This is a genomic window from Streptomyces sp. NP160, from assembly GCF_006335115.1.
In the GTDB taxonomy this organism is placed as follows: Bacteria; Actinomycetota; Actinomycetes; order Actinomycetales; family Quadrisphaeraceae; genus Quadrisphaera.
The window spans coordinates 168,582-193,239 of the sequence record NZ_VDMJ01000024.1 but is presented as its reverse complement, the minus strand read 5'-3'; the positions used below and the strand labels follow the sequence as shown (position 1 = coordinate 193,239).

Sequence of the window (24,658 nt, the reverse complement as noted above, 5' to 3'; positions counted from 1 at the left end):
GGGACCGAGCGGGTCGCGCGGGCGCCCGCCGAGCCGGTGCGCAGGTCGCGACCCTCCTGGTCTGCTGGTGTGCGCTTCCGCCTGGACCAGGTCGTGCTCGACCTGACCCGGCGGTCCCGGCCCCTCAGCCGGCGAGGGGGTTCTCGAGGGCGGTCTCGACGTCGGGGTGGATGTGGAAGGCGCTCGTGAGCCCCGTCGCGCGCAGCACGCGCGTGGTGAGGTCGGTGGGGCCGGCCAGGCGCAGGTCGCCTCCGAGGCTGCGCGCCCGCCTCAGGCCACCCACCAGCACCCCCAGGCCGAGGGAGTCGATGAAGGGGACGTGCGAGAGGTCCACCACGAGGTCGTGGCGCTCTTCGCCCAGGAGGTCGACGAAGCGCTGGCGCAGGGCGGGCGCCGAGTACAGGTCGACGTCTCCGTGGACGGTCAGCACGTCCACGCCCTCGTGGACGTCGTGGTCGATGCGCAGGTCCATGCCGCTCTCCTCTCCCCCCGCGCCCCGCAACGCCGCGGCACGCAGGAGGGGCACCTCACCACACATGCGGCAGGAGGGCACCTCGCAGGCCAACGGTGCGGCGACGCTGCCCCAGCCGCCGCACGCCGCCCGACACCGCGCGGCCCTGCCTGTTCCTGTCGGAACCCTGCCCGGACGTGTCGGAACCGGGCCTGGGTTCCGACACCTCACGGCAGGGTCCCGACACCTCGCGGCAGGCCGGGACACCTCAGGGGCCGTCCGCCCCCAGGGCTCGCCACTCGTGCTCCAGGACGGCCATGAGCACGTGGTCGTGCCAGGTGCCGGCGTGGAAGGCGACCTCGCGCAGCGGCCCTCCTCGGTGAACCCGGCGCGGCGGTAGGCGGCCAGCGCGCGGTCGTTGAAGGCCCACACCTCGAGCGACACGCGGTGCAGGCCCAGCTCGTCGAACGCGTACCGGAGCAGCACCCGCAGGGCGTCCGGACCGAGGCCGCGGCCCTGGTGCTCGGGCCCGAGCAGGACGCCCAGCTCGGCGGAGCGGTCCCCCCAGCCCGCTCCCCACAGCGTCAGGTGGCCCGCGAGCTGCCCGGTGGTGCGCTCGACCACGCTGAAGCCGACGTCGGGGGTGCTGCCGTCGTTGGCGCTCCAGCTGCGGAACTGCTCGACCGCCGTCCCGAGGGGCCGGGGGACCACGGCGCCGCGCTGCAGCGGAGCGTGCGCGACGTCCTGCCACCAGGCGTCGAGCTGCGCCAGGTCCTGTTCGGCGAGGGCGCGCAGCTGCACGAGGTCTCCGACGAGGAGGCTCGCCGCGTACGCCCGGGCGGTACCGGTGCTGCTCACCTCGGTCACCTGGTGATGGTCACAGGCCGGCTGCGGCGAGGGGGACGGGCGCGCACCAGGATGACCCGCGTGGACCTCCCCCCGTGGCTCGCTTCCGCCGCCCGTCCGGTCACCGCGGCCGGCGCCGTGGTGCTCGGCCCCGACGGTGGCGTGCTGCTCGTGGAGCCGACGTACAAGCCCACGTGGGAGGTCCCCGGCGGGCTCGTCGAGCCCGGGGAGTCGCCGCGGGCGGCGTGCCGGCGCGAGATCGCCGAGGAGCTCGGCCTCGCGCCCGGCGAGCGCGGCGTGCGCGTGGGCCGGCTGCTGTGCCTGGACTGGACCGACCGCTCCCCCGGCGCGCCCGCGCTGCGGCTGCTCTACGACGGCGGGACGCTCGACGACCTCTCCGTGCTGCAGCTGCCGGCGGCTGAGCTCGCATCGGCGCGGTTCGCCTCCCTCGACGTCGTCGACGAGCTGTGCGGCGACAGCCTCTCCCGACGGGTCCGTGCGGCTGTCGCGGCGCTGGGCTCCGGTGGGCTCGCCGAGATCGACGACGACGCGGGAGCGGTGGCCTGACGGCACTCCGGGGGCAGGGCTGCCTGACCCTCCTCCGCCGGGCGCTGCGCCCGCGGAGGTGGACGTCCAGCCCGCCGCCGTGGCGCGCCCCGCCTGGGTGACGGTGAGTGAGGTGTCACCCTCCGTGCCCTTACAGACGAAGCACTCGCGTCGAGCGGTTTCGACTGGTCGCGGTCACGGACAGCGAGCATCCTCGTCGGGAGGCAGCTGCGGCAACGAGGGCGGTCGCGATGGGATCCGAGTGCGTGAGGTCGTTCCTCGCCCTCCCCCACGACGACCGCGCCGCGCGCACCGTGCGCGCCCACCTGTCCGCGGTCGGTGCGCAGTGGAACCCCCAGGTGCTCCACGCGGCCCTCCTGCTGGCCACCGAGGCCGTGACCAACGCGGTGCGCCACGCGCCCGAGGCCCCCGTCCTGGTGCGCATCGCCGACGACGACCAGCAGCTCGGCATCGAGGTGGTCGACGGCGGGACGACCCCGCTGCCGCCGTCGCGCTGCCAGAGCAGCCACATGCCCGCGACCCGCCACCTCGGGGGGCGCGGTCTGCCGCTGTTCGGGCTGCTCTCCGACGGCTGGGGCAGCCAGCTCGAGACGGTCGACGACGACGCGCGCGGCAGCGCACCTCCCAGCGCGCGCCACGTGGTGTGGTTCACGCTGGCCCACAGCGGCGAACCCCTGACGCGGGCCGCCTGGCGCGAGCGCCGCACGCGGTCGCAGGCGAGCGTGGCGCCGACCGGTCAGCGCCCTCCGGGAGCACCGAGCTTCGCCGCTCTCCACGCGGTGACCAGGACGGCGGCCGCCGGGTAGGTTGCGCCGGTGGTCGAGGACGACTTCACCGGTGAGCGGCTGGACCCCGACCTGTGGGTCGACCACTACCTGCCGCAGTGGACGACGCCGGAGCGCTCCCGCGCCCGGTACGAGCTGACCGCTGACGGACTGCGGCTCCGGATCGACGCCGACCAGCTGGACTGGCGCCCCGAGGACGCGCCGCTGCGGGTGTCCAACCTGCAGACCGCGACCTCCTCCGGTCCCCTGGGGTCGCGGCGCGGCACGCACCGCCACCGGCCGGACGGCTTGGTGGTGAGGACCGCGGTGCCCGAGCGCGTGCTGTGGGCACCCACCAGCGGCCAGGTCGACGTCACCGTGACGGCCAGCACCGACCCCGGCTGCATGCTCGCAGTCTGGCTCGTCGGCACGGAGCACCTGGACGAGCGCGACAGCGGTGAGGTGTGCGTCGTCGAGCTCGACGCCTCGGCCGTCGGCGAGCGGTCCAGCACGGCGCGCGTCGGCATCAAGGCCCACCACGACCCGCGCCTCGTCACGGACATGACCGAGGTGGTGGTCCCCGTGGGGCGCGGCGAGCGGCACACGTGGTCGGCCCGCTGGGACGACGACGGCGTGGGCGTCTCCTGCGAGGGCCAGCTGGTCTACAGCTCGCCCCAGCGCCTGCCGTACCCGCTCCAGCTCATGGTCGACCTCTTCGAGACCGATCCGCCGGGGCCCGTCAGCGACTACCCGAAGTCGGCGCTCGTGCACCGCGTCGCGCTCAGCGGACCGCCCGCAGACCGACCAGGTCGCTGAGCGCGTCGACGATCCGCTGCACCGGACCATCGGGTCCGAGGACCCTGTGGACGTCGCCCACCGAGGCTGTCACGCCGCCGTCGACCCAGGCGAGCAGGCCCTCCAGGTCCTCGGCGGCCGCCGGGTCGACCTCTCCCCAGCGGTGGGCGCCGGGTCGAGCCCGGCGTCGACCTGGTCGAGCGACCCGGCGTCCTGGCGCCAGCCGCGAAGCCGCAGGGTGATGTCGCCGTTGGAGCCTCGCGCCGCCCGGGCGCCCGCGGGGAACGGCGGCCAGCCTGCGGTGACGTCGTCGCCGGCGAGCAGAACGCAGTAGTGCCGGAGGAAGACGCGGTTGCCGTGCACCTCGTCGTCGTCGCCCTCGAGGTCTTCGAGGCGCGCTGCGCCTGCGGCGACCTCACGGCACAGGCCGGCGAAGCGATGGGACAGCCGCGCGGCCACAGCGGTGGCGGTGGCCTGCGAAAGGCCCAGGAGCACGACGTCGACGTCGGAGCGCGGCGGATGCGCCTGTCCGGTCGCCACCGATCCCTACAGGATGAGGGACGACGGCGAGGAGGACCGCTGGCGCTCGAAGGCGGAGACCAGCGCCTCGACGACCGGCTCGTACACGAGCGGGACGCGCGCCCTGTCGACGCCGGTGCGGATGCAGCCGTCGTCGGTGACACCCTTTCGCGGATCGCGAACAGGTCCACCGTGGCGCAGTCCGAGGCGGAGCGACAGGCCCCGTCGTCCCGTGACCGCCCCGCCGCGTGGTGACCTTCGAGGCGGGGTGGCAGCGTCGTGCGCGTGGCGATGTCCCGGAGCGAGCTGCTCGACCTCTACGAGCGCTACCTCGCCTGCTGCAACGAGCACCGGGTCGACGACCTCGGCGAGTTCGTGGACGGGTCGGTCAGCGGCTCCGGCCCTGTCGACGGCCTGGCGGCCTACGTCGAGGGCGTGCGCGCGGTCGTCACGGGCTTCCCCGACTACCGGTGGGAGCCCCAGCAGGTGCTGGTCGACGGCGACACCGTCGCCGTGCGCCTGGTCGGCCAGGGCACGCACACCGGTGTCTTCGAGGGCATCACCCCGACGGGTCGGACCGTGCGCACGCAGGAGCTGGTCTTCTACCGGGTGGCCGACGGCAAGATCATCGGGTGCTGGGGAGACCTGTACCCCGTGGTCCGCGACGCGCTCGTGGGCGAGGGCCTCGCTCAGACCTGATCGACCAGCGCGGCACGGATGTCCGCGTGGCCGCGGACGGCGCTGACGACGAGCGGGTCGTCGTCGTCCTCGAGCGCCGCTGACCGCCTCCCGAGCGACCCGCCTGGTCTACTCCCCCTGTGGCGGAGAACGGGTCCTCCAGGCACGCGGTGTCGACGCGGTACCTCGGCTTCGCCCGGGCCGAGGCCGCTGGGTCCTCCGCCGTCTACGAGCGCCTGGCGCTGGCGGTCGCCGCTGACGAGGCGACCCTCGACCTGCTCGCCGCGCTCCCTGCGGGCAAGGCGCAGCCGAACCTGCTGTTCGGTGCCCTGCGCTGGCACGGCGCGCCCGTCCAGGACCCAGCCGCCGCCCTGGCGTGGCTGCTCGACCACGGCGACGAGGTGCGCGCCACGGTGCTGCAGCGGTCGACGCAGACCAACGAGGCCGCCCGGTGCGCGGTGCTCCTGCCCGGCCTCGCCGAGCTGGCAGCTCGCACCGACGGTCCGCTCGCCGTGGTCGAGGTGGGCGCGAGCGCCGGCCTCTGCCTCCTCTACGACGCGTGGCGGTACCGGTACGCGCTGCCGGGAGGCGGTGAGCACCTCGTCGGGCCGGCGGTCAGCGACGTCGAGCTGCCGTGCGCGGTCGACGGGCTGGGGGCGGCGCAGCGGCTCCCGGCTGCCGTCCCGGCCATCGCCTGGCGGGCGGGGCTCGACCTGTCCCCGCTGGACCCGGCCGACGCCGACACCCGCCGCTGGCTGGAGTGCCTCGTCTGGCCGGAGCACGCCGAGCGCGCGGAGCGGCTGAGGCTCGCCCTGGACGTCGCGGCCCGGCTCCGGCCGCCCGTGCTGGCCGGTGACATGACCACCGACCTCGCGCCGCTGCTCGCGCGGGCGCGCCGGCACCTGGACGAGGTCGCCGGGCGCGGGCGAGGAGCCGTCGTCGTGACGCACAGCGCGGCGCTGGTCTACCTGGGGGCGGAGGGGCGCAGCGCTGTGCGGCAGGCGATCGAGGAGGCTGGTGCCCACCGGCTGGGGGTGGAGGGCTGGGCCGTCCTCCCCGACCTCGCACCCCAGCCGCCCCACGAGCACGACGGCGGCTCACCGTTCCTCGTCTCACTCGACGACGCGCCGCTCGCCCTGGCGGCGCCGCACGGGTCGGCGCTCACCTTCCTGTGAGGCGCCGGCGACGCTCACCCGCGACGTCGCCCCGGCTCGCGGTGGAAGGGACCGTCGAGGTCTCCGGGAGGTGCAGGGCGAGGGGCGGGCGACGACGACGGCGACGGCGACGCCGCTCCGGGAGACACCACCGGCGTCCGGCCAGGCGACGGCGAGCCCGCAGAGGGCGAAGACGACGCCGAGCACCACGACGACCCACCGCCACGGCGAGGCGAGCACGCGCTCGCCCCGGAAGATCCAGCGCCTCACCGAACGCCCTTGCGCTCGCTGCGTCACCCCTGGTGGCCGCGGCTCACGCCAGGACCGCGACTCACCTCGCGGCGGCAGGTCCGTGGACCGTGATGGCGTAGCCGTCCGGGTCGGCCAGCGTGAAGGTCCGGCCGAAGGGGCCGTCGAACGGCGGCTGCAGCACCGGGATGCCGGCGGCGGTGAGGTCGTCGTGGAGGACCTGGGCGTCGTCGGCGGCGAGCCACAGCGCCACGCCGGCGCCGGGCCGCGGGCTCACGGCGTCGAGGTCGACGCCGGGGAGCGGCTCTCGGACGGCGAAGGCGACCGGTGAGGTGGCGAAGACGACGGCGCCGGGCGGTCCCGGCGCCCGGCGCAGCCCGAGGCGGGTCTCGTAGAAGTGCGCCGACGCAGCGACGTCACGGACCTGCAGGGCGATGAAGTCCGGACCGGTGACAGCAGCCACGGGATGCTCCTTTGGTGTCAACTGGACTGACACCGACGACTGTATGTCAGACTCCTGACATGACGCAAGGCCGGGTCGACCTGGACAGCTCCGTCGGGCTGGCGCTCAAGCGCGCCGCCGCCGCCCTCCGCTCGGCGATGGACGACGCGCTCCGCCCTCTCGACCTCTCGGTCCCCCAGTACGCGTGCCTGGAGCAGCTGCAGCACCGCCCCGGGATGTCGGCGGCGGACCTGGCCCGCGCCACCTTCGTCACACGCCAGTCAGCGCACACCACGCTGCAGGGGCTGGAGCAGCGCGGCCTGCTCGACCGCCCGGCGCAGGCCCCTTCAGGACGGGCCCTGCCCACCCGGCTCACGCCCGCGGGCGCGGACCTGCTCGCCCGCGCGAGCCTTGACGTGGCGAACGTCGAGGCCGCGATGCTCGCCTCGCTCGGTGAGGTCGGGGCTCAGCGCCTCCGCGAGGACCTCGTCACCTGCACGGCCTCCCTCGAGGGCCGGAAACCGCTCGACGCACCGCCTCCCGCTCCCCCAGGGTGACCGCATGGCGGAGCGAGCCGACGGCGGCCTGACGGTCGAGCGCCCGGCCGAGCGCGACGCGGTCACCTCGCTCGACGACGACGCCGAGGTGCCGCTCCGGGGTGGCTGCTCGACCGAGGTGGTGCGCAGGGGCGCCACCGTGCGCCGCACCGCGTCGCCGTGGACGCCGACGGTGCACGCGCTGCTGCACCACCTCCGCGCAGCCGGGGTCCACCGGGTGCCGCGCCCGCTGGGGCACGACGAGCAGGGACGGGAGGTGCTCGAGTTCGTCGAGGGCACCACCGCCTGGTGGCCGTGGCCGGAGCCGCTGCGCTCCGACGCCGGCCTGGTGGCCGTCGCGCGCCTGGTGCGCGAGCTCGGGGACGCGCTGGCCTCCTTCGAGGAGCCGCCCAGTGCGGTGTGGCAGGGCGGTCCGCGCTGGGGCGAGGGACTGGTGGTGCGCCACGGCGACTTCGGCCCGTGGAACACCGTGTGGCGCGACGGCGAGCTCGTGGCGCTCATCGACTGGGACACCGCCGAACCCGCGCCCCCCGGGTGGGACGCCGCGCAGGCCGCCTGGGCCTTCGTGCCGCTGCGCCCCATGACCGGCTACCGAGCGGAGGCTCCGCTGGTGGACGCGGAGGTCGAGCACCGGTTCGGTCTGTGGTGCCGGGAGCTCGCCCTGGAGCCGGCGCGGGTGTTCCAGCTGCTGGAGGACCAGTCCGACCTCGAGCGGCACCGCCTCGTGCACCTCGGAGGCGCGGGGGTGGAGCCGTTCGCCGCCTTCCTGGCACGCGGCGACCTCGACGAGCTGGACGCCGAGGGCCGCTGGCGGGCGGAGCACCGCGACCGGCTCGTCGCAGCTGCCGAGGCCGTCGTGGCCCGCCGACCGGACGGGGACGCCTCCGGCCCGTGCCGGTCGACGTGAAGCGTGGGAGGCTGTCGATCTCGGCCTCCCCCGAGCGCACCGTCGAGTGACCTGGAGCCGCACATGCCCCTCGCCGTCGTCACCGGAGCGCGCTCGGACCGCGGGACCGTCAGGCCGCACAACGAGGACTCCGGGTACGCCGGCCGGAGGCTGGCGCTGGTCGCCGACGGCGTGGGCGGCAGCGCCGCGGGCGACGTGGCCTCGTCCATCGTCATCGAGGAGCTGCTGCCCCTCGACGACCGCGACGACGAGCAGCACCCCCGCGAGGACGCGGCGGCGGCGCTGGAGGCCGCGGTCGCCCGCGCCCAGGCGGCGCTCCTCGAGCACGTGGCCCACCACCCGGAGACCGCCGGCATGGGCACCACGCTGACGGCGCTCATGGCCACCGACGACGACGTCGTGCTCGCCCACGTCGGTGACTCGCGCGCGTACCGCCGTCCGCTCGGCGGGCCGCTGCAGCAGGTCACCCGCGACGACACCTACGTGCAGCAGCTCGTCGACGCAGGCCACCTGACGGCCGAGGAGGCCGAGGGGCACCCCATGGGGAACATCATCACCGCCTGCCTCGGCACCGCCGGATCCGACAGCACCCCGGTGCTGAGCCGCCACGCCGCGGACGTCGGCGACCGCTGGCTGCTGTGCTCCGACGGCCTGTCCGGGGTGCTCTCGGTGGACACGATGCAGCAGGTCATGGACGAGGAGCCGTCAGCGTGGGTGTGCTCCCTGCGCCTCGTGGAGCTGGCGCTGCGGGCAGGAGCGACGGACAACGTCACCTGCGTCGTCGTCGCCGTCGTCCAGGACGACCAGGTGCTCCCCTTCCCGCCGCGCCTGGTGGGCGCTGCCGCCGGGGGCGCTGACGCCGACGGGTACGGCCAGCACCTCTGACCCTCGGTGACGGCGGGGCCAGCCCGGTCACCGCACCGACCTCCTGCTGCGGGTGGGACGGCTCTCCCGGGTGAGCAGTCCAGGGGCGAGGACCGGACGAAGACGCCCCTGGAGCGCTCACCCGCGAGGGGGAGGTCGACGACCTCGACCGGCGTCCCGGTCAGGTGAGGCAGAGCGCCACGACGGCGACGTCGTCCGTGGCCACCTCGGGGAGCATCTCCGCGAGCACGAGGTCGAGCAGCTGGTGGTGGTCGGCGGCCTGCGGCGCCACGCGCGCCACCACCTCCTGCAGCCGGGCGATGCCCTGCTGCAGGGGCTGGTCGCGCCGCTCCACGAGCCCGTCGGTGTAGAGCAGCAGCGTGGCGCCCACGCGCATCGGGTGCTGCGTCTGCCGCCGGGTGGTGCCGGGGTCCACCCCGAGCAGCAGGTCCGTGGCGGGCGCGGTGAGCAGCCTGACGCTGCCGTCGTCGTCGAGCACCAGCGGCGGGGGGTGACCGGCGTTGGACCACTCCACCAGGACCGCCGCCGCGTCGACCTCCGAAGGGTCGACCGCCTCCTGGCCCGCCGCGTGAGCCGCCTCGGGGGCGGGCGCCTGGGGCTCGGGGAGCCTGACCACCGCGGCCGTGGCCGTGGTGTCCATCCCCGAGGCGCGCATCAGCGCGTCCGCGCGGCGCAGCACCTCGGCGGGACCGTCGTCGGTGAGCATCCCCAGCGTGCGCACGGTCGAGCGCAGCTGCGCCATCGAGGCGGCGGCGTCGGTGTCGTGGCCCATGACGTCACCGATGACCGCGACCGCAGCACCGGACGGCTGGGTGAACACGTCGTAGAAGTCACCGCCCACGCGCGCGGCCTCGGCGGCGGCGACGTAGCGCACGGCGACCGTGACGTGGTCGGGCACGGCCCCCGGCGACAGCGTCAGCAGCGAGCGCTGCAGGCCCTCGGCGAGGTCGCGCTGCTGGCGGAACAGGCGGGAGCGGTCCAGCGCCAGCCCCGCGCGCGCGGCGATGTCCGCACCCAGGTCGACGTCGCGCGGGCTCAGCGGAGCCCGCCCGGGGTCGGTCCCCACCGTCAGCAGCCCCAGGGTGCGACCGCCGCTGCGCAGCGACCAGGTGGCCATCGAGGAGGGCGCCAGCTCGAGCAGGGCGTCGCGCGCCTCGCCGGGTGCCATGAGCTCGGCGAGCGCCTCGGCCACCGTGGTGCCCTGGGGGGCGGTGTCCGGCACGGCCACCGTGAGGCCGTCGGGTCCGAGCAGCGTCTGCAGCAGCTGCCGCCCACCGTCGCCCAGCTCCGCCAGGCGGCGCTCGGCGATGGTCCGCACGAGCTCGCGGCGAGCGTCGTCGTGGTGCCACCAGGCGACGTCGCGAAGGCCGTGCCGCCGGCGCGCGGCGGGCGGACCGCCGCCGTCGTCCTCGGTGGTCTGCGTCGTCGCCACGGCGCTGTCGTCGCCGACCACGGCGACCATCGCGAAGTCCGCGAGCGCCGGGACCACCAGTCGCGCCAGCCGGTCGACGGCGGCCTGCGCGTCGGTGACCTCCGACAGCTGCCTCGTCACCTCCGCGAGCAGCTCCAGCCGGGAGTTGGCCAGCTCGGCCTCAGCGCGGGCTGCCTGCTCGGCGGCCAGGGCGCGGTCGCGCTCGGCGTCGGCGGCGATCCGGCCGGAGACGTCGGTCTGGATCCCCACGTAGTGCGTGACCCGGCCGTCGGCGTCGACGACGGGGCTCATGGCCACCTGGTTCCAGAACGCCGTCCCGTCGGCGCGGTAGTTCAGCAGCACCTGCGTGATGGAGCGCCCGGTGGCGAGGGCCTCGCGCATCCGCAGGGTGGCGTCCGGGTCGGTGCCCGTCCCCTGCAGGAAGCGGCAGTTGCGGCCCACCGCCTGGTCGAAGGTGTACCCGGTCACCGCCGTGAACGCGGGGTTGACCCACACCAGGGGCAGGTCGGGCTCGTGCGCGTCGGCCACGGTGAAGGACAGGCCGGTGGCGAGCACCGCCGCCTCCCTCACGGAGACGGCGCCGGTCCGCGCCGCCACGAGCTCGGAGGACGACGACGAGCGCCCGTGCGCCTCGGCGGCGCGCTGCTGCATCTCCTCGCGCTGCCGCACGGGGAGGAACACCACCAGGGCTCGTCCCTGCAGGTCGGGGGCGTCGTCGAGCGGGAGGGCCACCACCCACAGCGGTTCGCGGCTGCGCCCCATGTCGGAGCGGCGGGCGGCGGAGACCCCCTGCCCGGCGACCGGCTCGAAGCGTGCGATCCGGGAGAGCGGGTGCGCGGTCTCGTCGAGCGGGTCGCCGTCGAGGTCGCGCAGGTCCGCCGCGGCCGCCCAGTCCTCGACGGGCACGGGCAGGTGCAGACCGGGAGCGAGCTGCCCGGCGACCTCGTTGGCGTACAGGACCTGCCGGGCGGCGAGGTCGACCACGAGCACCGCCGCCGGGGCGTCGGGGCGGACCTGCGCGACCCCGCGCGGCAGCACGAGCCGTTCCCCGCCGTCCAGGTCGAGGGCCAGGGCCGCCGCGTCGAGCGGGTCGGGCTGCGGGTCGCCCGAGGAGGCGGCGCCGTCGGCGCTCACTCGGGGGCGTCCAGCTGGCGGACGTGCTCCAGCGCCTGCTCCCGGGTGTCGAAGACCTGCAGCACGGCGGGCAGACCGAGCGACGCGAGCAGGTGCTGCAGCTCGTGGTTGGGTCCTGCGAGCACCAGGTCGCCCCCGCGGGCGCGGACGTCGCGCAGGACCGACAGCAGCGCACCCACGCCCGTGGAGTCCACGAAGGGCACCTCGGTGAGGTCGACGACGACCGCGGCGGCCGGTGCAGGGCCCCCGTGGGCCTGCGCCAGGAGCCTGGACGACCACCCGCGCAGCTCCGGTGCTGCCTGGAGGTCGAGGTCTCCGACCAGGTGGAGGACCTCCACGTCCTGGTCGCGGGTCAGGTCGGCGTCGAGCGGGCGGCGCACGTGGCCTCGTTCCGGGAGTCGCAGCGGAGGCCGGGCGAGGGCCCTGCCGGAGCCGGCGGGGGCCGGCGCTCCGCCGAGGATCTACCACCCGCGCTGATCTCGCCCGTCGAGCCCGACCGGAGTGCCGCGGCAGCCCACCCGCCGGCTGCGCCAGGATCGGGACGTGGCCGAGCACGGGGGCGTCGACGGGCCCCGGCACCAGGACGCCCGGGGCGGGCGCGGGTGACCCCGCGGGCAGCTGCCGGGGACGACGGAGACGACGGAGACGACGGAGACGACATCGTCGACCTGGACCTGCACTGCGTGCCGGACCCCGAGCACTGCGTGCGCCTCGACGACGCCCACCTCGGCGCGGTCCACGTCGACGACCCGAGCGGCTGAGCCGCCGTCCGGCTGCGGGTGTCAGCCCCAGCCCTCGTCCCACCACGAGGAGTACGGCCACGGGCGCCTCGTCGCCGGGTCCTGACTGGCGCGCTCGCTCACCGCTCGGTCCCGCTGGCGCTCGCGCGCACGTCGCACCGCCGGGCGCAGGCGCCGCTCCACCCACTCGGCCACCGTCAGCGGACGCCGCCCCGCGACCTGCGCGGCGCACACCACGCAGGCCGGGAGGGCGCAGCGCCCTACCGCGGCTGGGGCGGTCACGGCCACCGGACGACGCTGCTCGGGCATGCGCCAGCTCCTTCCGCGCGCGAGGGGGACGAGCCAGCCGTCCGGTGCTCCCGGCGACCGCTCGCGCTCCAGCCTGCCGCTGGTGATCAGCACCCTCAACGCGTTTTCGCGTCCGCACCGCGCGAACGGTCGACCAGCCGCGGGACGTCGTCGTCACCCCCGTGGCCGAGGACGAACCGGTGCGCCCAGGCGGAGAAGGCAGCGCCGCTGTCGACCAGCGTCCCGTCGAGGTCCACCAGCACGACCACGGGTCCGATCCTGCCGCGGCCGGGCCGCGCCCTTACGGTCAGCGCGTGCTGCTGGCCCACCTCAGCGACCCGCACCTGCCCGCCGGCGCGCTCGCGGCCGGCCCCGCACGCGCGCTGCACACCGCGCTCGGGCGGGCTGCTGCGCTCGACGTCGACGCGGTGGTCATCACCGGGGACCTCGTCGAGCACGGCCGACCCGAGGAGTACGCCGTGCTGCGCGAGGTGCTCGACGACGCCGCCCGGTCGATGCGCGCGCCCGTCCTGCTGGCAGCGGGGAACCACGACGACGGCGAGGCGCTCGTCGTCGCGTTCGGCGGGACGCCGCACCTGGCGGGTGGCGCGGTGACGCACTACGGAGTCGACCTGCCGGGGGCCCGGCTGCTCGTGCTGGACTCCGCGGTCCGCGGTCGGGGCACCGGTCGGCTGGGCGCGGAGCAGCTGGAGTGGCTCGACGCCGAGCTGGCGGCCCACCCGGACGTGCCGGCGCTGCTCGCCCTCCACCACCCGCCGGCGCCGGTCGGCATCCCGTTCCTCGACGGGATGGGCCTCGAGGACGCTGGCGCGCTCGCCGTCGTCGTCGCCTAACACCCCCAGGTGGTGCGGGTGCTGGCCGGTCACGTGCACCGGCCGACCACGGCGGTCTTCGCGGGTGCGGTCGCGGTGACCGCGCCGAGCACGTGGCGGCAGAGCGCGCTCGACCTGACGACCCCCGGGCGCATGGGGTACCTCGACGAGCCGGCCTCGCTGCTCCTGCACCAGCTCGACGAACGCACGGGTGGGACGTGCGTCACCCACGCCGTGCCGGTGGAGGCCGCCGCACCGGTCTTCCCGGTGCCGCGGTGACACCCACCGGCACGAGCCGGCGACCGGCCGCGCCCCCCTTGCCACTGCTCCGAGGTGGCCGCGACGCTCGGCGGATGGACCTCTCCGGCTCGCTCATCGACCACGTCAACGTCCCCGTGTCAGACCTGGCGGCCGCCGCCGCCTTCTACGAGGCGGCGCTCGCGCCGCTGGGCATCACGACGCTCCTGCGCGTCCCGGCGACCCCTGGAGCGGACCAGAAGGCGATGCACGCCTTCGGAGCGGGCCGCAAGCCCTTCTTCTGGCTGGTCCAGAGCGATCCCGGGGAGCAGCCGCACTACGACGCCGACACCCACGTCGCCTTCACCGCCACCGACCGCGCGGCCGTCGACGCCTTCTACGAGGCGGCGCTCGCCGCCGGCGGGAGCTCCCTGCGCGAGCCGGGTGTGTGGCCCGAGTACCACGCGGGCTACTACGGCGCCTTCGTCGCCGACCTCGACGGGATCAACGTGGAGGCGGTCCACCACTCCTGGGTGCCCGACGCCTGACCAGGCGATCAGCAGCCGGCCTGCCGCTCGACGACCTCGTTGAACGGACCTCCGACGCGGTGGCTCGCGGTCCCCAGCTGCCGGTCGCGCAGCACCATCGCCTGCACGAGGCACCGCTGCACCAGGCCGAGCGCGAGGTGCATCCCGATGAGCAGGTCGTTGCGCGCGAGCTTCACCACCGCGAGCGCCGCGGCCTGCCGGAACTCCATCAGCTCGGTGCCCTCCACAGCACCGCTGCCCGTCCCGCCACCGGTGAGGACGACATCGAGACGCCGCCCGTCGTCGTAGACCACCCTCAGCACGCGCCCGTCCCAGGCGCCGGTCGACGTGAGCGCCCACGGCCTCCCGAACTGCGCCACCCACCGGACGGGGTCGAAGGGTCCGCTCCGCCGTCCGCGAGCGAGCCGGCCACCACCACCTCGGCGATGGCCGGCTCCTGACGGGCAGCCACGAGGGCGTGGGCTGCGAGCTCCTCCTGCCAGGTCACCGCACGATCGTGGCGCCCCCCCGCTGGCCCCGTCGATGCGCGTGTGCTGGTCCACCGCCTGGTCGGCCCCATGGGTGCGCAGATGGCCCCATCGACATCGTTCATGGGCCACCTGCGCACCCATGGGGCCATCTGGGCGCGCGGGCGCTCGACCGCCAGGGGCAGCGGGGGTCAGCGACGAGCGGCGAGGGCCAGGGCCTCGTCGCACCAGCGCACGAGGTGCGACAGCGCCAGACCGCGCTGCGCGTAGAGGTGGTGGGCGTCTGCGGGCCGGTGGTACGCGGCGTGCTGCTCGGCGCCCGCGCGGTCGAGCAGCAGGGGCAGCAGCCACGCGTACTTGACGCACGACGCGAAGACCCCGAGCCGGACCTCGTCCGCGCCGCCGCTCCACCCGCCCTCCCGCAGTCCCGCCAGGTAGGAGGTCACGCACGCCTCCTCCAGCTCCCCGAAGCGCTCGGCCGGCCAGAAGAGGTCGAAGACGGCGTCGGGGACGTGGTTGCCGACGTCCTCCCCCACCGCGCCGTCCCCGGCGAACGCCCAGTCCAGGAGCACCACGTCACCGCTCGGGCGGCGCACCTCGTTGGCCACCCACACGTCCAGGTGGCAACGCGTGCGCGGCAGCTGCTCCTCCGTGCGCAGCAGCTGCTCGCGTGCCGCCAGCAGCCGCCCCCACCCCGCACGCAGGGACGACGGCCAGGTGTCGCGGACGGGCGGCTGCCGCCAGGCGTCGTCGTCGTCGACGAGCTCCCAGGGCACGCGCCTGCTGCCGGAGTACGCCCGCAGGAAGGCCCGTGACGTCCAGGGCGCCTCCAGCGGTCCCTGCGCCTGCCACCGCCCCAGGCCCGCCGCCAGCGCGGCGTGGTCGGCGAGGTCGAAGTGCTCCCCGGCGACACCCTCGACGTCTTCCATCCACAGCACCGCTCCCCCGTCGACCTCCTCCACCTGGCACGCCGGCAGGTCGAGCCCGGTGCCGTGCAGGCTGCTGCGCAGCGCGTGGTCGCGGTGGACGTCGGCCTCGCGCCGCCAGGAGTTCCAGTGCCGGGGGTCGTCCGAGGCGGCCCACGGCCCGGAGGACGACGGCGACCCTGCGGCCGGCGCGCGCAGCTGCTTGCGCACGAGGGTGCGCCCGTCGGCCAGGGCGACGCGCTCCACCGAGGCGGTCACCTCGTTGAGGGGGTTGTGGCGCAGCTCCGCGCGGTCGCTGACGAGGTCGTCGAGGCCCACGCGGCCCATCATCGGCACCGGTGTCAACACCCTGCACGGCGTCCAGGGGTGCAACACCTTCGCGCTGCGCCGCGTCCTGGGCACGTGATGACTCGTCCCTGGTCGCGGCACAGGTGGGGTGGACTGACCACCGTCGGTGCGGCGGCCCTGCTCGCAGGGTGCGGCTCGTCACCGCCCGGCGCGACGGCGCCGGTGGCCGCCGTCCCGGTCCCGACCCTGTCGCAGCAGGAGGTCGAGGGCAGCGGTCCCTTCGCGCCCGGGACGGACGGCGGCAGCGGTCCGTGCGACATGGCGTTCATCGCCGACATGGCCGGCACCTCCAGCGGTGCACCGTCCGCGGGCGACGCGCTGGCGGTCTGGCTCACGGGCCCCGCCTACGACGAGCGGACCGGCGACCTCGGCGTGCTGCCGGGAGCACCGGTCGACGGCTGGGTGGCCGCGGGAGGGGAGTCCGGTGCGGAGCGCACGTTCACGTCGGGCGACTGGGAGGTGCTGACCCGGCAGTCCTCCAACGGCGAGTGGCTGGTGACGCAGGCGGGCTGCTCGCGGTCGGTCGCAGACGGCACCGCCCCGGTGCCCGTCCTGTCGCAGGCGCAGGTCGACGGCACGGGGCCCTTCGCGCCGCCGACGGGCGGGAGCGGGCCGTGCGACGTCGGCTTCGTCGCGGACCCGGTGAGCGGCTTCGAGGGAGAGCCATCGGCTGGTGACGCGCTGGTCCGGTGGCTCGAGACGCCCCGCGGGGACCAGGCCGCGGACCCGACCGTCATCCCCGCGGGCGTGCCCGCCGACGGCTGGGTGGGCGAGCAGGACCCGGGGTCCGGGCCCGCCCAGCGGGAGTGGCAGGAGCGCAGCTTCACGTCGGGGGCGTGGCGCGCGACGGCGGTCCAGTCGTCGAACGGCAGCTGGCTGGTCAACCGGCTCGGCTGCACCGCGTGGGAGGACGCGGCGCAGCCGAGCGGCGGCTGATCCGGCGGGGCCCGGTCAGGCGACGGGGACCACGCCCAGCGCGCGACCGGCCTCGCGGGCGACGGACAGCGCCTCGGTGTGGAGCGCCTTCGCCTGCTCGGTGAAGGCGTCGAGCGCAGGGTTGACGCCGACCAGCGTGAAGTCGCGCTCGACGACGGTGAGGTCGGCGCCCCACACGTCGGCGAGGATCCGCCGCAGGTAGCCGGTGGAGTGGTCCCAGCCCTCGCGCGGCGTGCCGGCGCTGTAGTTGCCGCCGCGGACGGTGGCCAGCACGGTCGGGGTGCCCTCGAGGAGGCGCGAGCCGGGCGTGCTGCCGGCGATGACGAGGTCCACCCACGCCTTGAGGTGCTGCGAGACGCCGTAGTTGTAGAGCGGCACGGCCAGCAGGACGGCGTCCGCGCCGGTGAGCTCGTCCACCAGCTCGGAGGCCAGGGCCAGCGCGCCGCGCTGCTCCGGCGTGCGCCCGTCCTCGGGGGTCATCGACCCCGCGACGGCCTCGCCCCAGGTGGTGGAGGGGATCGGCTCGGTGCCGACGTGGCGGCGCACCACGGCGTCGCCGGGGTGGGCCAGCTGCCACTCGGCCTCCACGGCGTCGGCGAGCTCGCGGCTGGCGGACCCGTCGACGCGGATGCTGGCGTCCAGGCGGAACAGGCTCATGGTGGTCTCCTCAGCGGATCGGTGACTTCACGTGTGAAGTGAAGGTAGCAGATGACTTCACGCTTGGAGTCATCCGTCCGGACGGCGACGCGCCGGGGTGGTGCGCACTACCGTCGGGGTGTGGACGGCGACCCCTGCGGCGAGGACGCCTGCAGCGACGCCTCCGCGACCTCCCCCGCCGCAGGACGACGTCGGACCCCCTCCAGCACGGTCACCGCGCCGGCAGCGCCAGCGGGCGGCTGGCTCACGGAGGAGCAGCAGGAGGCGTGGAAGGCCGTCGTCGGCCTGGCCTCGCTGCTGCCCGGCCCGCTCGACGCGCAGCTGCAGCGCGACTCCGGGCTGAGCCTGTTCGAGTACATGGTGCTCAGCTCGCTGTCCATGCAGCCCGGGCGCAGCGCCCGGATGAGCTCGCTGGCGCGCCTGGCCAGCGGGTCGCTGTCGCGGCTGTCCAACGTGGTGAAGAAGCTCGAGGACCGGGGCCTCGTGCGCCGCTCACCCGACCCCGCCGACGGCCGCTTCACCGTCGCCGCGCTGACGGAGGCCGGCTGGGACGTCGTCGTCGCCACGGCTCCCGGCCACGTCGACGCCGTGAGGTCTCACGTCCTCGCGCCGCTCGAACCGGAGCACCTGCGAGCTCTCGTGGAGATCGCCCAGCGGACGGGCGTGATGCCCGGCCCCGGGGCCGACTGCTAGTCGGCCAGGCCCAGCGCGCCGGCGTGCAGGTGAGCGCCCCACGTCTCGAGGAGCACCCGGTTGAGCACGCCGTCCGTCGAGTCGACGACGCGCGGCAGCTGGTCGGGGTCGGTCACCACGGCGCGGGCGTGAGCCCCGAGGACGCCGCCGGGCGGGACGTCGTTGGCGAGCTTCCCCTCCAGCACGAGGTGCTGGTACTCGGGCAGCGACCAGACCGTGTGCGCGTGGGCCTGGTCGTGCGGGTGGACCTGCAGCCACGTGCCGTAGGTGAGCGAGCCGCCGTCGTCGAGCTCCACGGGCAGGAGGACGCGGACGAAGGCGCCGAGGTCGGGCGAGGCCACCATGTCGGAGCTGTCGACGTCCTCGCCGCTCATCCACAGACCGGGGACCTCCTCGCCCCGCTCCACCAGCGCGAACAACGCGTCGGGCCACGAGAACCTGGAGTGCCGGTCGCCCGGGTCGAGCTCGCGCCCGCAGCCGCACGCGCCCGGACCGTGGTCGTGCTGCCCGTCAGCGCCGACGTGGGAGACGAGGCCGAACGGGTCCTCGGTCAGCTCCTCCTCGGACGTGCCCGCGTGCTGGACCAGCTGGACGACGGACGCCGACGGCTGCAGACCGGGCGCGTCGTCGAGCCGCGGCAGCGGCGCCTCGTGGAGGGTCTCGCGCACCGCGTCGAGGACCGTCTGGACGCGCAGCGCGGCGTCCTCGTCGTCGTCCTCCGGCCAGGCAGCGCGGTAGCTGTCACGTCCGTGGGCGACCAGCTCGTCGGCGTCGGTCACCACGTAGTCCCAGCGCCCGAGCACGCTGATGACGGGTGCCTCGGCGAGGGAGGGGTCCGGCAGCGGCCAGACCCCGCCGTCGCCGTCCTCGTCGCCGTCCTCGTCCGCCTCGCTGGTGCGGACGGGGAAGGAGCCGCACCAGGCGAACTCGGCTTCCGCGAAGGCGTTGACGGCGCCTTGCAGCCGCTCGGCCGACACGACGTAGTCCTCGAGCTCGCGCTGGCGCCCCGCGCGCTGCTCGACGAGCGCCGCGTGCTCGGCCAGGACCCGGGACAGCTCCTGTGCGCGAGCGCGGTACTGCTCGAGCGACTCCGGAGACCACAGGTCAGGGCTGAGGTCGTCGTCGCCGCCGCCGTCCCCGCTGATCATGGGCGAACGGTAGCGGGACGGCTCCCCCCGGCCCGACCAGGGCGGCCGCACCGGGGTGGTCGTCGCGCGTCGTGCTTGCGCCGCACGTCACCGGCGGTTCACCATCCGGACATGAGCGTCCACCACGACGCGGTCAGCGCTGACCTCGTCGAGGCCCCGCTGGGCCCGCTGCGCCCCCGCCAGCTGCTGCTGCTCGCCGGGGCCGTGGTCGGCTGCGCGGCGCTGTTCGCCGCCACCGTCGGGCACGGCTACCTCGTCAACGGCCTGCAGCACGTCCCCCTCGACCAGGTCGGCGGCGGCGCGTACGACCCCGAGGACCTGCCCGACCCCCCGTCGGCCCTCATCCAGGCGCTGGGGTACCTCGCGATCGCCACCGCGCCGCTGGCCGGCTTCGTGGCGCTGCTGGTGGCGGGTGCCGACGTGCTGCAGTCCGTCCACGACCACCGCTCGCCGCGCGAGGTCGCGCCGGCCACCGCCGTCGCGGTGCTGGCCGCGGTGATGCTCGCCGGCTGCGTGGTGCTCAGCCCGCTCGCCACCTGGTGGCTCGACTAGCTCCTCCCCGACCTGGCGGCTCACTCACCGGTGGTGCCGTCGAGGGCCTCCCGCAGCAGGTCGGCGTGCCCGGCGTGGCGGGCGTACTCCTCCACGAGGTGCACCAGCACGTAGCGCACCGAGACGCGCTGGCCCCGGCGCTCCAGCGCGCTGAGGCGGTCGAGGTCGTCCAGGGGCAGGTCGGCCCGGGACCCCTCCACGGCCGTGCGCCACAGGTGCCGCAGCTCGGCGGCGTCGTCCGAGGCCGCCGAGTGCCAGTCCCAGTCGGGGTCGTCGTCCCACGGTGCCGCGTCCCAGGGCGGGCCGGGGTCCCGGCCGAGCAGCACGTGGCCGGCCCAGTAGTCCTCCACGAACGCCAGGTGCTTGAGCATCCCGCCGAGCGTCATCGCTGACGGCGGGTGCCCCTGGTGGAGCTGGGCGGTGGTCAGGCCGTCGGTCTTGAGCGCGACCGTCTCGCGGAGGAAGTCGAGGAAGCCGGTCAGCGTGGCAGCCTCCCCGGCGGCCACCGGCGGGTCGGTGCGGGTGTCCTCCACGAGGCTCAGCCGTCCAGCCGGCGCAGCAGCTGCGCCCGGTCCTCGGCGGGCAGCTCGGGCACGTCGCGCAGCAGCGGCAGGAGGTCGGGGCTCGTCGTCGTCGCCGCGAAAACCGTCCGCACGTCCACGCCGTGGGCGGGGCGCGACACCACCCGCACCGCGTCGCCGGCGGTGACCTCCCCGTCGCGCAGCACCCGCAGGTAGGCCCCGGGCGTGCGCGCCTCGCTGAAGCGCGGCACCCAGCGCTGCTCCCCCAGCCACACCGCGAAGGTGACGCACGGGACGCGCGGGCAGCTGACCTGCAGCAGCGCCGTGCCGACCTCCCAGACCTCCCCGATGACCGCACCGCTCACGTCCACGCCGGACGTGGTGAGGTTCTCCCCGAACGTCCCGCCGGGCAGGTCCCGGCCCAGCTCGCGCGCCCAGGCGTCGAGGTCCTCGCGGGCGTAGGCGTAGACGGCCTGGTCGTCACCGCCGTGGTGGGCGGTGTCGCTGATGTGGTCGCCGGCCAGGCCGCTGGCACCGCTGCGCCCGGCCCTCTTCGGCCCCGGTGCGCTCACGGCCACCGGGCCTTCGACGGGGCGCTTGTCGATGCCCGTCGTCCCGCCCTTGGCGGCGATCGGCCGCTCCCGGCCCACGTTCACCGAGAGGACGCGGCCGTCGTCGTCGCTCACCCGGCCGCTCACCGGTAGAGGCCGTCGGCGTAGCGCGGGCCGTAGTAGGCCTGCAGCTCTTCCAGGGGGTCGTCCTTGCGCTCGAGGGCCTTGGCGATGTGCGCGCGGCTCGGCACACCGGCGCTCGCACCGCCGTCCCACGTGGCGGTGTCCCACAGCGCCGAGCGCAGGAACGCCTTCGAGCAGTGGTGGAAGACCTCCTCGACCTCGATCACCACCGCCAGCAGGGGGCGGTGGCCCTCCACCACCATGTCGTCGAAGAAGGGCGCGTCGCGCACGAGGGTGGCGCGCCCGTTGATGCGCAGGGTGTCGCTGCGACCAGGCAGCCACGAGATGAGCCCGGCGTGCGGGTTGGCCAGCACGTTGAGGAACCCGTCCACGCGGCGGTTGCCGGGCCGCTCGGGGACGACGACGGTCCGCTCGTCGAGCACCCTCACGAAGCCCGGCGGGTCGCCCTTGGGCGAGACGTCGCAGCGGCCCTGCGCGTCGGCGGTGGCCAGCAGGCAGAACGGGGAGGCCGCCAGCCAGGCCCTGTCGAGGTCGTGGAGGTGGTCGCGCTGCTTGGCCACGGCCGCCGGAGCGGGCTCGCCGACCAGCTCTCGCAGCTCCGCCTCGTCGGCGACGACCCGGCCCCGGTCCTGCAGTCCCACGCGCCGCAGTGTGGTCCGCCGCGGCGCACGAGGTCCAGGGGCCTCCCCGCGCTGTGGTGGGCTGGGCCGGTGACCGTCTACGTGGTGAGCCACCCCGAGGTGGCCGTCGACCCGGCCGTGCCGGTGCCGCGGTGGGGCCTGTCGGCCGCGGGCCGCGAGCGCCTGGTGCACCTGCTGGCGCTGCCGTGGGCGGGGTCGCTCACCCGGGTGGTGAGCTCCACCGAGACGAAGGCCGTGCAGACGGCGCGGGCGCTGGCCGCCCCGCTCGGGCTGCAGGTCGTCACCGACGAGGAGCTGGGCGAGAACGACAGGTCCGCCACGGGCTTCGTGCCGCCGGCGGAGTTCGAGGAGCTGGCCGACGCGTTCTTCGCGCACCCGGGCACCAGCGTGCGCGGCTGGGAGACGGCGGAGCACGCCCAGGCGCGCTTCGCGGCCGCGGTGCGGCGGCGGCTGGACGGTCACGACGACGGCGACGTCGCCGTCGTCGCCCACGGCGGTGTGGGGACCCTGCTGCTGTGCCAGCTGCTCGGGGTGGCCGTCACCCGTGACCTCGACCAGCCCGGGCAGGGCAGCTGGTACGCGTTCGAGCCGCTCAGCGGCCTGGTCCACCACGGGTGGCGGCGCATCGGGCCGCCGGAGGAGGACCGCCGGTAGATGACGGGAGGCCGCCGGGTGGCTGCGAGTCGTCTGGAGAGCGTCCGGAACGCCAGCGCGATCCGCTGCCGGGCGGGATGCTTGACCCGTGGACAGACACGACGCCTTCTCCCTGGACCTGCACGCCGTCGAGCCCGGCCTCATCCCGCAGCCCCGCAGCCACAAGGAGGGCCTGCTCTGGCCCGCCTGCGAGTGCGCCGGCTGCTTCGACGAGGGCGGCTCCTCCTGGACGTCGATCACCCGGATCACCGCCTCCCGCTGACGGGGCGCGGTCCTCGCCGGGGCTCTGTCGGAGGGACCCGGTGACGGGCTGGGCCTCCCCGCCGCACCGCTCGTCGAGCCGCTCCGCCAGCGGGCGGTGGAGGGCCAGCACCTCCTCGGTGCGCTCGCGGCTGGTCACCCGCACCACGACGACGGCGTCGGTGCGGGAGGGGCCCAGGCCGGTGTCGAGCACCGCCGGCTCCTCTGCGGCTCGTGCTGGGTGGGCACCTGTCACCAGTCGGTCCCGGGCACCTCGAAGGCCTCGACGACGGCGAGCGGGGGCGAGGTGGTGCGGCCTCCGGTGGGGGTGGGAGCAGGACGGCGGCGCCGCGCGCGGTGGGCGCGCCGGGCTGGCCCGCCGGACGTAGCGTCGCACCGTGAGGATCACCGTGCTCGACGACTACCAGCGCGTCGCCGAGGGGTCCGCCGACTGGCGCTCGCTGCCCGGTGAGGTGCAGGTGGACTTCGTGCACCAGCACCTCACCGGCGCCGCGCTGCGCGGGGCGCTGGCCGGGTCGCAGGTGGTGGTGGCGATGCGCGAGCGGACCGCCTTCGACGCCGCCCTGCTCGCCGAGCTGCCCGAGCTCCAGCTGCTCGTGACGACCGCCATGGCCAACGCGGCCGTCGACCTCGACGCGTGCCGCGAGCGCGGGGTGGTCGTGTGCGGGACGCGCATGGTGGTGCCCGGGACGGCGGAGATGACGTGGGCGCTGCTGCTGGCGCTGGTCAAGCAGGTGCCGCGGCTGGACGCCGGCGTGCGCGCGGGGGCGTGGCAGCAGCGGCTCGAGAGGGCGTCGGGGATCGGCGGGGACCTGGCGGGCGCCGTGCTCGGCGTCGTCGGGCTCGGGAAGCTCGGCCAGCGGGTCGCGCGCGTGGCGCAGGCCTTCGACATGGAGGTGCTCGCGTGGTCGCAGCACCTCGACCACGACCTCGCCCGCCAGCTGGGGGTCGAGCCGACCACCAAGGACGACCTGCTGGCCCGCGCCGACGCCGTGACGCTGCACCTGGTGCTGTCCCGGCGCTCGCGCGGCGTGATCGGCGCGCGGGAGCTGGCGCTGATGAAGCCGGGGGCCCTGCTGGTGAACACCTCCCGCGGGCCGCTCGTCGACGAGTCCGCGCTGCTGGAGGCGCTGCGCTCCGGCCACCTGGGCGGGGCCGGGCTCGACGTCTACGACGTCGAGCCGCTCCCCGAGGACCACCCGCTGCGCACCGCACCGCGCACCGTGCTGACCCCCCACGTCGGGTACGTCACCGAGGGCACCTACGCGGCGTTCTACGGCGACGCCGTCGAGGACGTCGCGGCGTGGCTGGCGGGGTCACCGGTGCGCGTGCTCACCTGAGGCGCGGCTCGCCCCGCCGGGGTCCACCCGCGGGAGGATCCGCTGGGGCCAGGAGCCGGTCCACGATCAGGCCGTGAGCCCAGCGGCCGACGGTCCAGGACGTCGAGCGCGCTGGTGGTCGCCGCTGCTGCTCGTGCACGCCGCCCTCGTCGTCGTCCTCGTCCTGGTCCAGCAGCTGGGGCTCGCGCTGCCCGGGTCGTCGACCGGCCCGGTGGAGTCGTTCGCCACCGCACTGGCGGTGGTGCTGACCGCCCCGTGGCTGCTGGTCTTCCTCGGCGCGCCGGCGTGGGTGCTGCTGGTCGGCAACCTCGCGCTGCACCTCGGGCTGCTGCGCGCGTTCGGGGCACGCGAGGCGGCGGGGCTGACCGAGCGGCCGGTGGAGCGGCCGGCGAGCAGGTCGGCGCAGTTCGCGCTGTCGGTGGCGGCCGGCGTGCTGGTGTGGGGCGCCTGGCTGGGGTGGGACACCAGCGCCTCCTTCGACGTGGTGACGCGGGAGGTGGAGTCGCCGCACGTGACGCTGCAGGTGCTGGGATGCGCCCTGACGACTGGTGCGGTGACCGCGGTGCTGGGTGCCCGGTGGTGGTGGGCGGCGGCGGCAGGAGGCGTGTCCGTGGGGTTCTGGCTGGGGTGGACGACTCAGGCGGGCGCTGGGGATGACACGGGCCTGTACCTGGTGGGGGCGTTGGTGCTGGCGGTGGGTCTGGGAGCCGGCACGTCGTTCGCCGCGTTCGTGGGTCGTGTCCTGTCAGCTGCACACCGCGAGCGGGCGTCGGACTGACGAAAGCGCTGGTCA

At 75.6% G+C, this 24,658-nt stretch carries 33 protein-coding genes; 19 read left to right on the top strand and 14 right to left on the bottom strand.

Features of this window, described 5'->3' with window-relative positions:
• Positions 1–124 precede the first annotated feature (124 nt).
• Positions 125–1,309: a GNAT family N-acetyltransferase gene (locus FHN55_RS13580; protein WP_180357829.1), complete on the bottom strand. Its 1,185-nt coding sequence runs from the start codon at positions 1,307–1,309 to the stop codon at positions 125–127.
• Between the two features lie 69 nt (positions 1,310–1,378).
• Here FHN55_RS13580 and FHN55_RS13575 point away from each other — a divergent pair, with 69 nt between their 5' ends.
• From FHN55_RS13575 to FHN55_RS13565, 3 genes are all read left to right on the top strand, one after another.
• Positions 1,379–1,864 (top strand): NUDIX hydrolase, encoded by a 486-nt coding sequence (locus FHN55_RS13575; RefSeq protein ID WP_257570963.1) that lies wholly within the window; start codon positions 1,379–1,381, stop codon positions 1,862–1,864.
• 245 nt (positions 1,865–2,109) lie between these two features.
• Positions 2,110–2,670, top strand: coding sequence for an ATP-binding protein (locus FHN55_RS13570; protein ID WP_180357828.1), 561 nt, complete (start codon positions 2,110–2,112; stop codon positions 2,668–2,670).
• A gap of 9 nt (positions 2,671–2,679) precedes the next feature.
• On the top strand, positions 2,680–3,444 hold the full coding sequence (locus FHN55_RS13565; protein WP_139712826.1) for a hypothetical protein: 765 nt from the start codon (positions 2,680–2,682) through the stop codon (positions 3,442–3,444).
• 69 nt (positions 3,445–3,513) lie between these two features.
• Here FHN55_RS13565 and FHN55_RS13560 read toward each other — a convergent pair whose 3' ends face one another.
• Entirely contained in the window at positions 3,514–3,963 is a 450-nt protein-coding gene (locus FHN55_RS13560) for a hypothetical protein (protein WP_139712825.1), read from the bottom strand.
• Between the two features lie 270 nt (positions 3,964–4,233).
• On the opposite strand from FHN55_RS13560, the gene FHN55_RS13555 reads away from it, so the two are divergent.
• Complete coding sequence (locus tag FHN55_RS13555) at positions 4,234–4,641, top strand: ester cyclase (protein WP_139712957.1); 408 nt, start codon at positions 4,234–4,236, stop codon at positions 4,639–4,641.
• 149 nt (positions 4,642–4,790) lie between these two features.
• Positions 4,791–5,795: a DUF2332 domain-containing protein gene (locus tag FHN55_RS13550; RefSeq protein ID WP_257570962.1), complete on the top strand. Its 1,005-nt coding sequence runs from the start codon at positions 4,791–4,793 to the stop codon at positions 5,793–5,795.
• 310 nt (positions 5,796–6,105) lie between these two features.
• Here the strand turns inward: FHN55_RS13550 and FHN55_RS13545 are convergent, their stop codons facing one another.
• Positions 6,106–6,486 (bottom strand): VOC family protein, encoded by a 381-nt coding sequence (locus FHN55_RS13545; protein ID WP_139712823.1) that lies wholly within the window; start codon positions 6,484–6,486, stop codon positions 6,106–6,108.
• A gap of 59 nt (positions 6,487–6,545) precedes the next feature.
• Here FHN55_RS13545 and FHN55_RS13540 point away from each other — a divergent pair, with 59 nt between their 5' ends.
• The 3 genes from FHN55_RS13540 (at position 6,546) to FHN55_RS13530 (ending at position 8,814) form a co-directional block, all read left to right on the top strand.
• Positions 6,546–7,022 (top strand): MarR family winged helix-turn-helix transcriptional regulator, encoded by a 477-nt coding sequence (locus tag FHN55_RS13540; protein WP_139712822.1) that lies wholly within the window; start codon positions 6,546–6,548, stop codon positions 7,020–7,022.
• A gap of 4 nt (positions 7,023–7,026) precedes the next feature.
• Positions 7,027–7,929: a phosphotransferase gene (locus tag FHN55_RS13535; RefSeq protein ID WP_139712821.1), complete on the top strand. Its 903-nt coding sequence runs from the start codon at positions 7,027–7,029 to the stop codon at positions 7,927–7,929.
• Between the two features lie 63 nt (positions 7,930–7,992).
• Entirely contained in the window at positions 7,993–8,814 is an 822-nt protein-coding gene (locus tag FHN55_RS13530; protein ID WP_139712820.1) for a PP2C family serine/threonine-protein phosphatase, read from the top strand.
• Between the two features lie 160 nt (positions 8,815–8,974).
• On the opposite strand, the gene FHN55_RS13525 is transcribed toward FHN55_RS13530, so the two are convergent.
• Complete coding sequence (locus tag FHN55_RS13525; protein WP_139712819.1) at positions 8,975–11,380, bottom strand: SpoIIE family protein phosphatase; 2,406 nt, start codon at positions 11,378–11,380, stop codon at positions 8,975–8,977.
• Positions 11,377–11,760, bottom strand: a complete 384-nt coding sequence (locus FHN55_RS13520) for an STAS domain-containing protein (RefSeq protein ID WP_180357827.1) — start codon at positions 11,758–11,760, stop codon at positions 11,377–11,379. The genes FHN55_RS13525 and FHN55_RS13520 overlap by 4 nt, the downstream gene beginning before the upstream one ends.
• A 222-nt stretch (positions 11,761–11,982) precedes the next feature.
• Here FHN55_RS13520 and FHN55_RS22765 point away from each other — a divergent pair, with 222 nt between their 5' ends.
• A complete protein-coding gene (locus FHN55_RS22765) occupies positions 11,983–12,141 on the top strand; it encodes a hypothetical protein (RefSeq protein WP_180357826.1) in 159 nt (52 codons plus the stop codon).
• 21 nt (positions 12,142–12,162) lie between these two features.
• Here FHN55_RS22765 and FHN55_RS13515 read toward each other — a convergent pair whose 3' ends face one another.
• Complete coding sequence (locus FHN55_RS13515) at positions 12,163–12,429, bottom strand: hypothetical protein (RefSeq protein ID WP_139712817.1); 267 nt, start codon at positions 12,427–12,429, stop codon at positions 12,163–12,165.
• 95 nt (positions 12,430–12,524) lie between these two features.
• The gene (locus FHN55_RS22760; protein ID WP_180357825.1) at positions 12,525–12,677 is read right to left on the bottom strand and encodes a hypothetical protein; all 153 of its coding nucleotides are present in this window, start codon (positions 12,675–12,677) and stop codon (positions 12,525–12,527) included.
• Positions 12,678–12,722: 45 nt separating this feature from the next.
• Between FHN55_RS22760 and FHN55_RS13510 the strand changes: the two genes are divergently transcribed.
• From FHN55_RS13510 to FHN55_RS13505, 3 genes are all read left to right on the top strand, one after another.
• A complete protein-coding gene (locus FHN55_RS13510; protein WP_257570961.1) occupies positions 12,723–13,262 on the top strand; it encodes a metallophosphoesterase in 540 nt (179 codons plus the stop codon).
• A gap of 18 nt (positions 13,263–13,280) precedes the next feature.
• The gene (locus FHN55_RS23785; RefSeq protein ID WP_257570960.1) at positions 13,281–13,520 is read left to right on the top strand and encodes a hypothetical protein; all 240 of its coding nucleotides are present in this window, start codon (positions 13,281–13,283) and stop codon (positions 13,518–13,520) included.
• A 74-nt stretch (positions 13,521–13,594) separates the two neighbouring features.
• Entirely contained in the window at positions 13,595–14,026 is a 432-nt protein-coding gene (locus tag FHN55_RS13505; protein WP_139712816.1) for a VOC family protein, read from the top strand.
• 8 nt (positions 14,027–14,034) lie between these two features.
• Here FHN55_RS13505 and FHN55_RS13500 read toward each other — a convergent pair whose 3' ends face one another.
• Together FHN55_RS13500 and FHN55_RS13495 are read right to left on the bottom strand one after the other, a co-directional pair.
• Positions 14,035–14,385 carry a hypothetical protein gene (locus tag FHN55_RS13500; protein WP_139712815.1) on the bottom strand — a complete coding sequence of 117 codons (351 nt, stop codon included), beginning with the start codon at positions 14,383–14,385 and terminating at the stop codon, positions 14,035–14,037.
• 299 nt (positions 14,386–14,684) lie between these two features.
• The gene (locus tag FHN55_RS13495) at positions 14,685–15,737 is read right to left on the bottom strand and encodes an aminoglycoside phosphotransferase (protein WP_218974643.1); all 1,053 of its coding nucleotides are present in this window, start codon (positions 15,735–15,737) and stop codon (positions 14,685–14,687) included.
• Between the two features lie 192 nt (positions 15,738–15,929).
• On the opposite strand from FHN55_RS13495, the gene FHN55_RS13490 reads away from it, so the two are divergent.
• Positions 15,930–16,703 (top strand): hypothetical protein, encoded by a 774-nt coding sequence (locus FHN55_RS13490; protein ID WP_139712814.1) that lies wholly within the window; start codon positions 15,930–15,932, stop codon positions 16,701–16,703.
• A gap of 15 nt (positions 16,704–16,718) precedes the next feature.
• Here FHN55_RS13490 and FHN55_RS13485 read toward each other — a convergent pair whose 3' ends face one another.
• Positions 16,719–17,360: an FMN-dependent NADH-azoreductase gene (locus tag FHN55_RS13485; RefSeq protein WP_139712813.1), complete on the bottom strand. Its 642-nt coding sequence runs from the start codon at positions 17,358–17,360 to the stop codon at positions 16,719–16,721.
• A gap of 120 nt (positions 17,361–17,480) precedes the next feature.
• Between FHN55_RS13485 and FHN55_RS13480 the strand changes: the two genes are divergently transcribed.
• Positions 17,481–18,053, top strand: coding sequence for a MarR family winged helix-turn-helix transcriptional regulator (locus FHN55_RS13480; protein ID WP_218974642.1), 573 nt, complete (start codon positions 17,481–17,483; stop codon positions 18,051–18,053).
• On the opposite strand, the gene FHN55_RS13475 is transcribed toward FHN55_RS13480, so the two are convergent.
• Positions 18,050–19,201, bottom strand: a complete 1,152-nt coding sequence (locus FHN55_RS13475; RefSeq protein WP_139712811.1) for a hypothetical protein — start codon at positions 19,199–19,201, stop codon at positions 18,050–18,052. The genes FHN55_RS13480 and FHN55_RS13475 overlap by 4 nt on opposite strands.
• A gap of 111 nt (positions 19,202–19,312) precedes the next feature.
• On the opposite strand from FHN55_RS13475, the gene FHN55_RS13470 reads away from it, so the two are divergent.
• Positions 19,313–19,753 (top strand): hypothetical protein, encoded by a 441-nt coding sequence (locus tag FHN55_RS13470; protein WP_139712810.1) that lies wholly within the window; start codon positions 19,313–19,315, stop codon positions 19,751–19,753.
• A 20-nt stretch (positions 19,754–19,773) separates the two neighbouring features.
• On the opposite strand, the gene FHN55_RS13465 is transcribed toward FHN55_RS13470, so the two are convergent.
• From FHN55_RS13465 to FHN55_RS13455, 3 genes are read right to left on the bottom strand one after another with little or no spacing between them, the layout of a single operon-like run.
• Positions 19,774–20,286: a DUF664 domain-containing protein gene (locus tag FHN55_RS13465; protein ID WP_218974641.1), complete on the bottom strand. Its 513-nt coding sequence runs from the start codon at positions 20,284–20,286 to the stop codon at positions 19,774–19,776.
• Positions 20,287–20,291: 5 nt separating this feature from the next.
• A complete protein-coding gene (locus FHN55_RS13460) occupies positions 20,292–20,960 on the bottom strand; it encodes an MOSC domain-containing protein (protein WP_139712809.1) in 669 nt (222 codons plus the stop codon).
• 8 nt (positions 20,961–20,968) lie between these two features.
• The gene (locus FHN55_RS13455; protein WP_218974662.1) at positions 20,969–21,604 is read right to left on the bottom strand and encodes a pyridoxamine 5'-phosphate oxidase family protein; all 636 of its coding nucleotides are present in this window, start codon (positions 21,602–21,604) and stop codon (positions 20,969–20,971) included.
• Between the two features lie 75 nt (positions 21,605–21,679).
• On the opposite strand from FHN55_RS13455, the gene FHN55_RS13450 reads away from it, so the two are divergent.
• The 4 genes from FHN55_RS13450 (at position 21,680) to FHN55_RS13440 (ending at position 24,643) form a co-directional block, all read left to right on the top strand.
• Entirely contained in the window at positions 21,680–22,264 is a 585-nt protein-coding gene (locus FHN55_RS13450; RefSeq protein WP_180357824.1) for a histidine phosphatase family protein, read from the top strand.
• A gap of 88 nt (positions 22,265–22,352) precedes the next feature.
• Positions 22,353–22,526, top strand: a complete 174-nt coding sequence (locus FHN55_RS22755) for a hypothetical protein (protein ID WP_180357823.1) — start codon at positions 22,353–22,355, stop codon at positions 22,524–22,526.
• Between the two features lie 376 nt (positions 22,527–22,902).
• A complete protein-coding gene (locus FHN55_RS13445; protein WP_139712807.1) occupies positions 22,903–23,865 on the top strand; it encodes a D-2-hydroxyacid dehydrogenase family protein in 963 nt (320 codons plus the stop codon).
• 73 nt (positions 23,866–23,938) lie between these two features.
• Positions 23,939–24,643, top strand: a complete 705-nt coding sequence (locus FHN55_RS13440; protein ID WP_139712806.1) for a hypothetical protein — start codon at positions 23,939–23,941, stop codon at positions 24,641–24,643.
• The last annotated feature ends 15 nt before the right edge of the window (positions 24,644–24,658 follow it).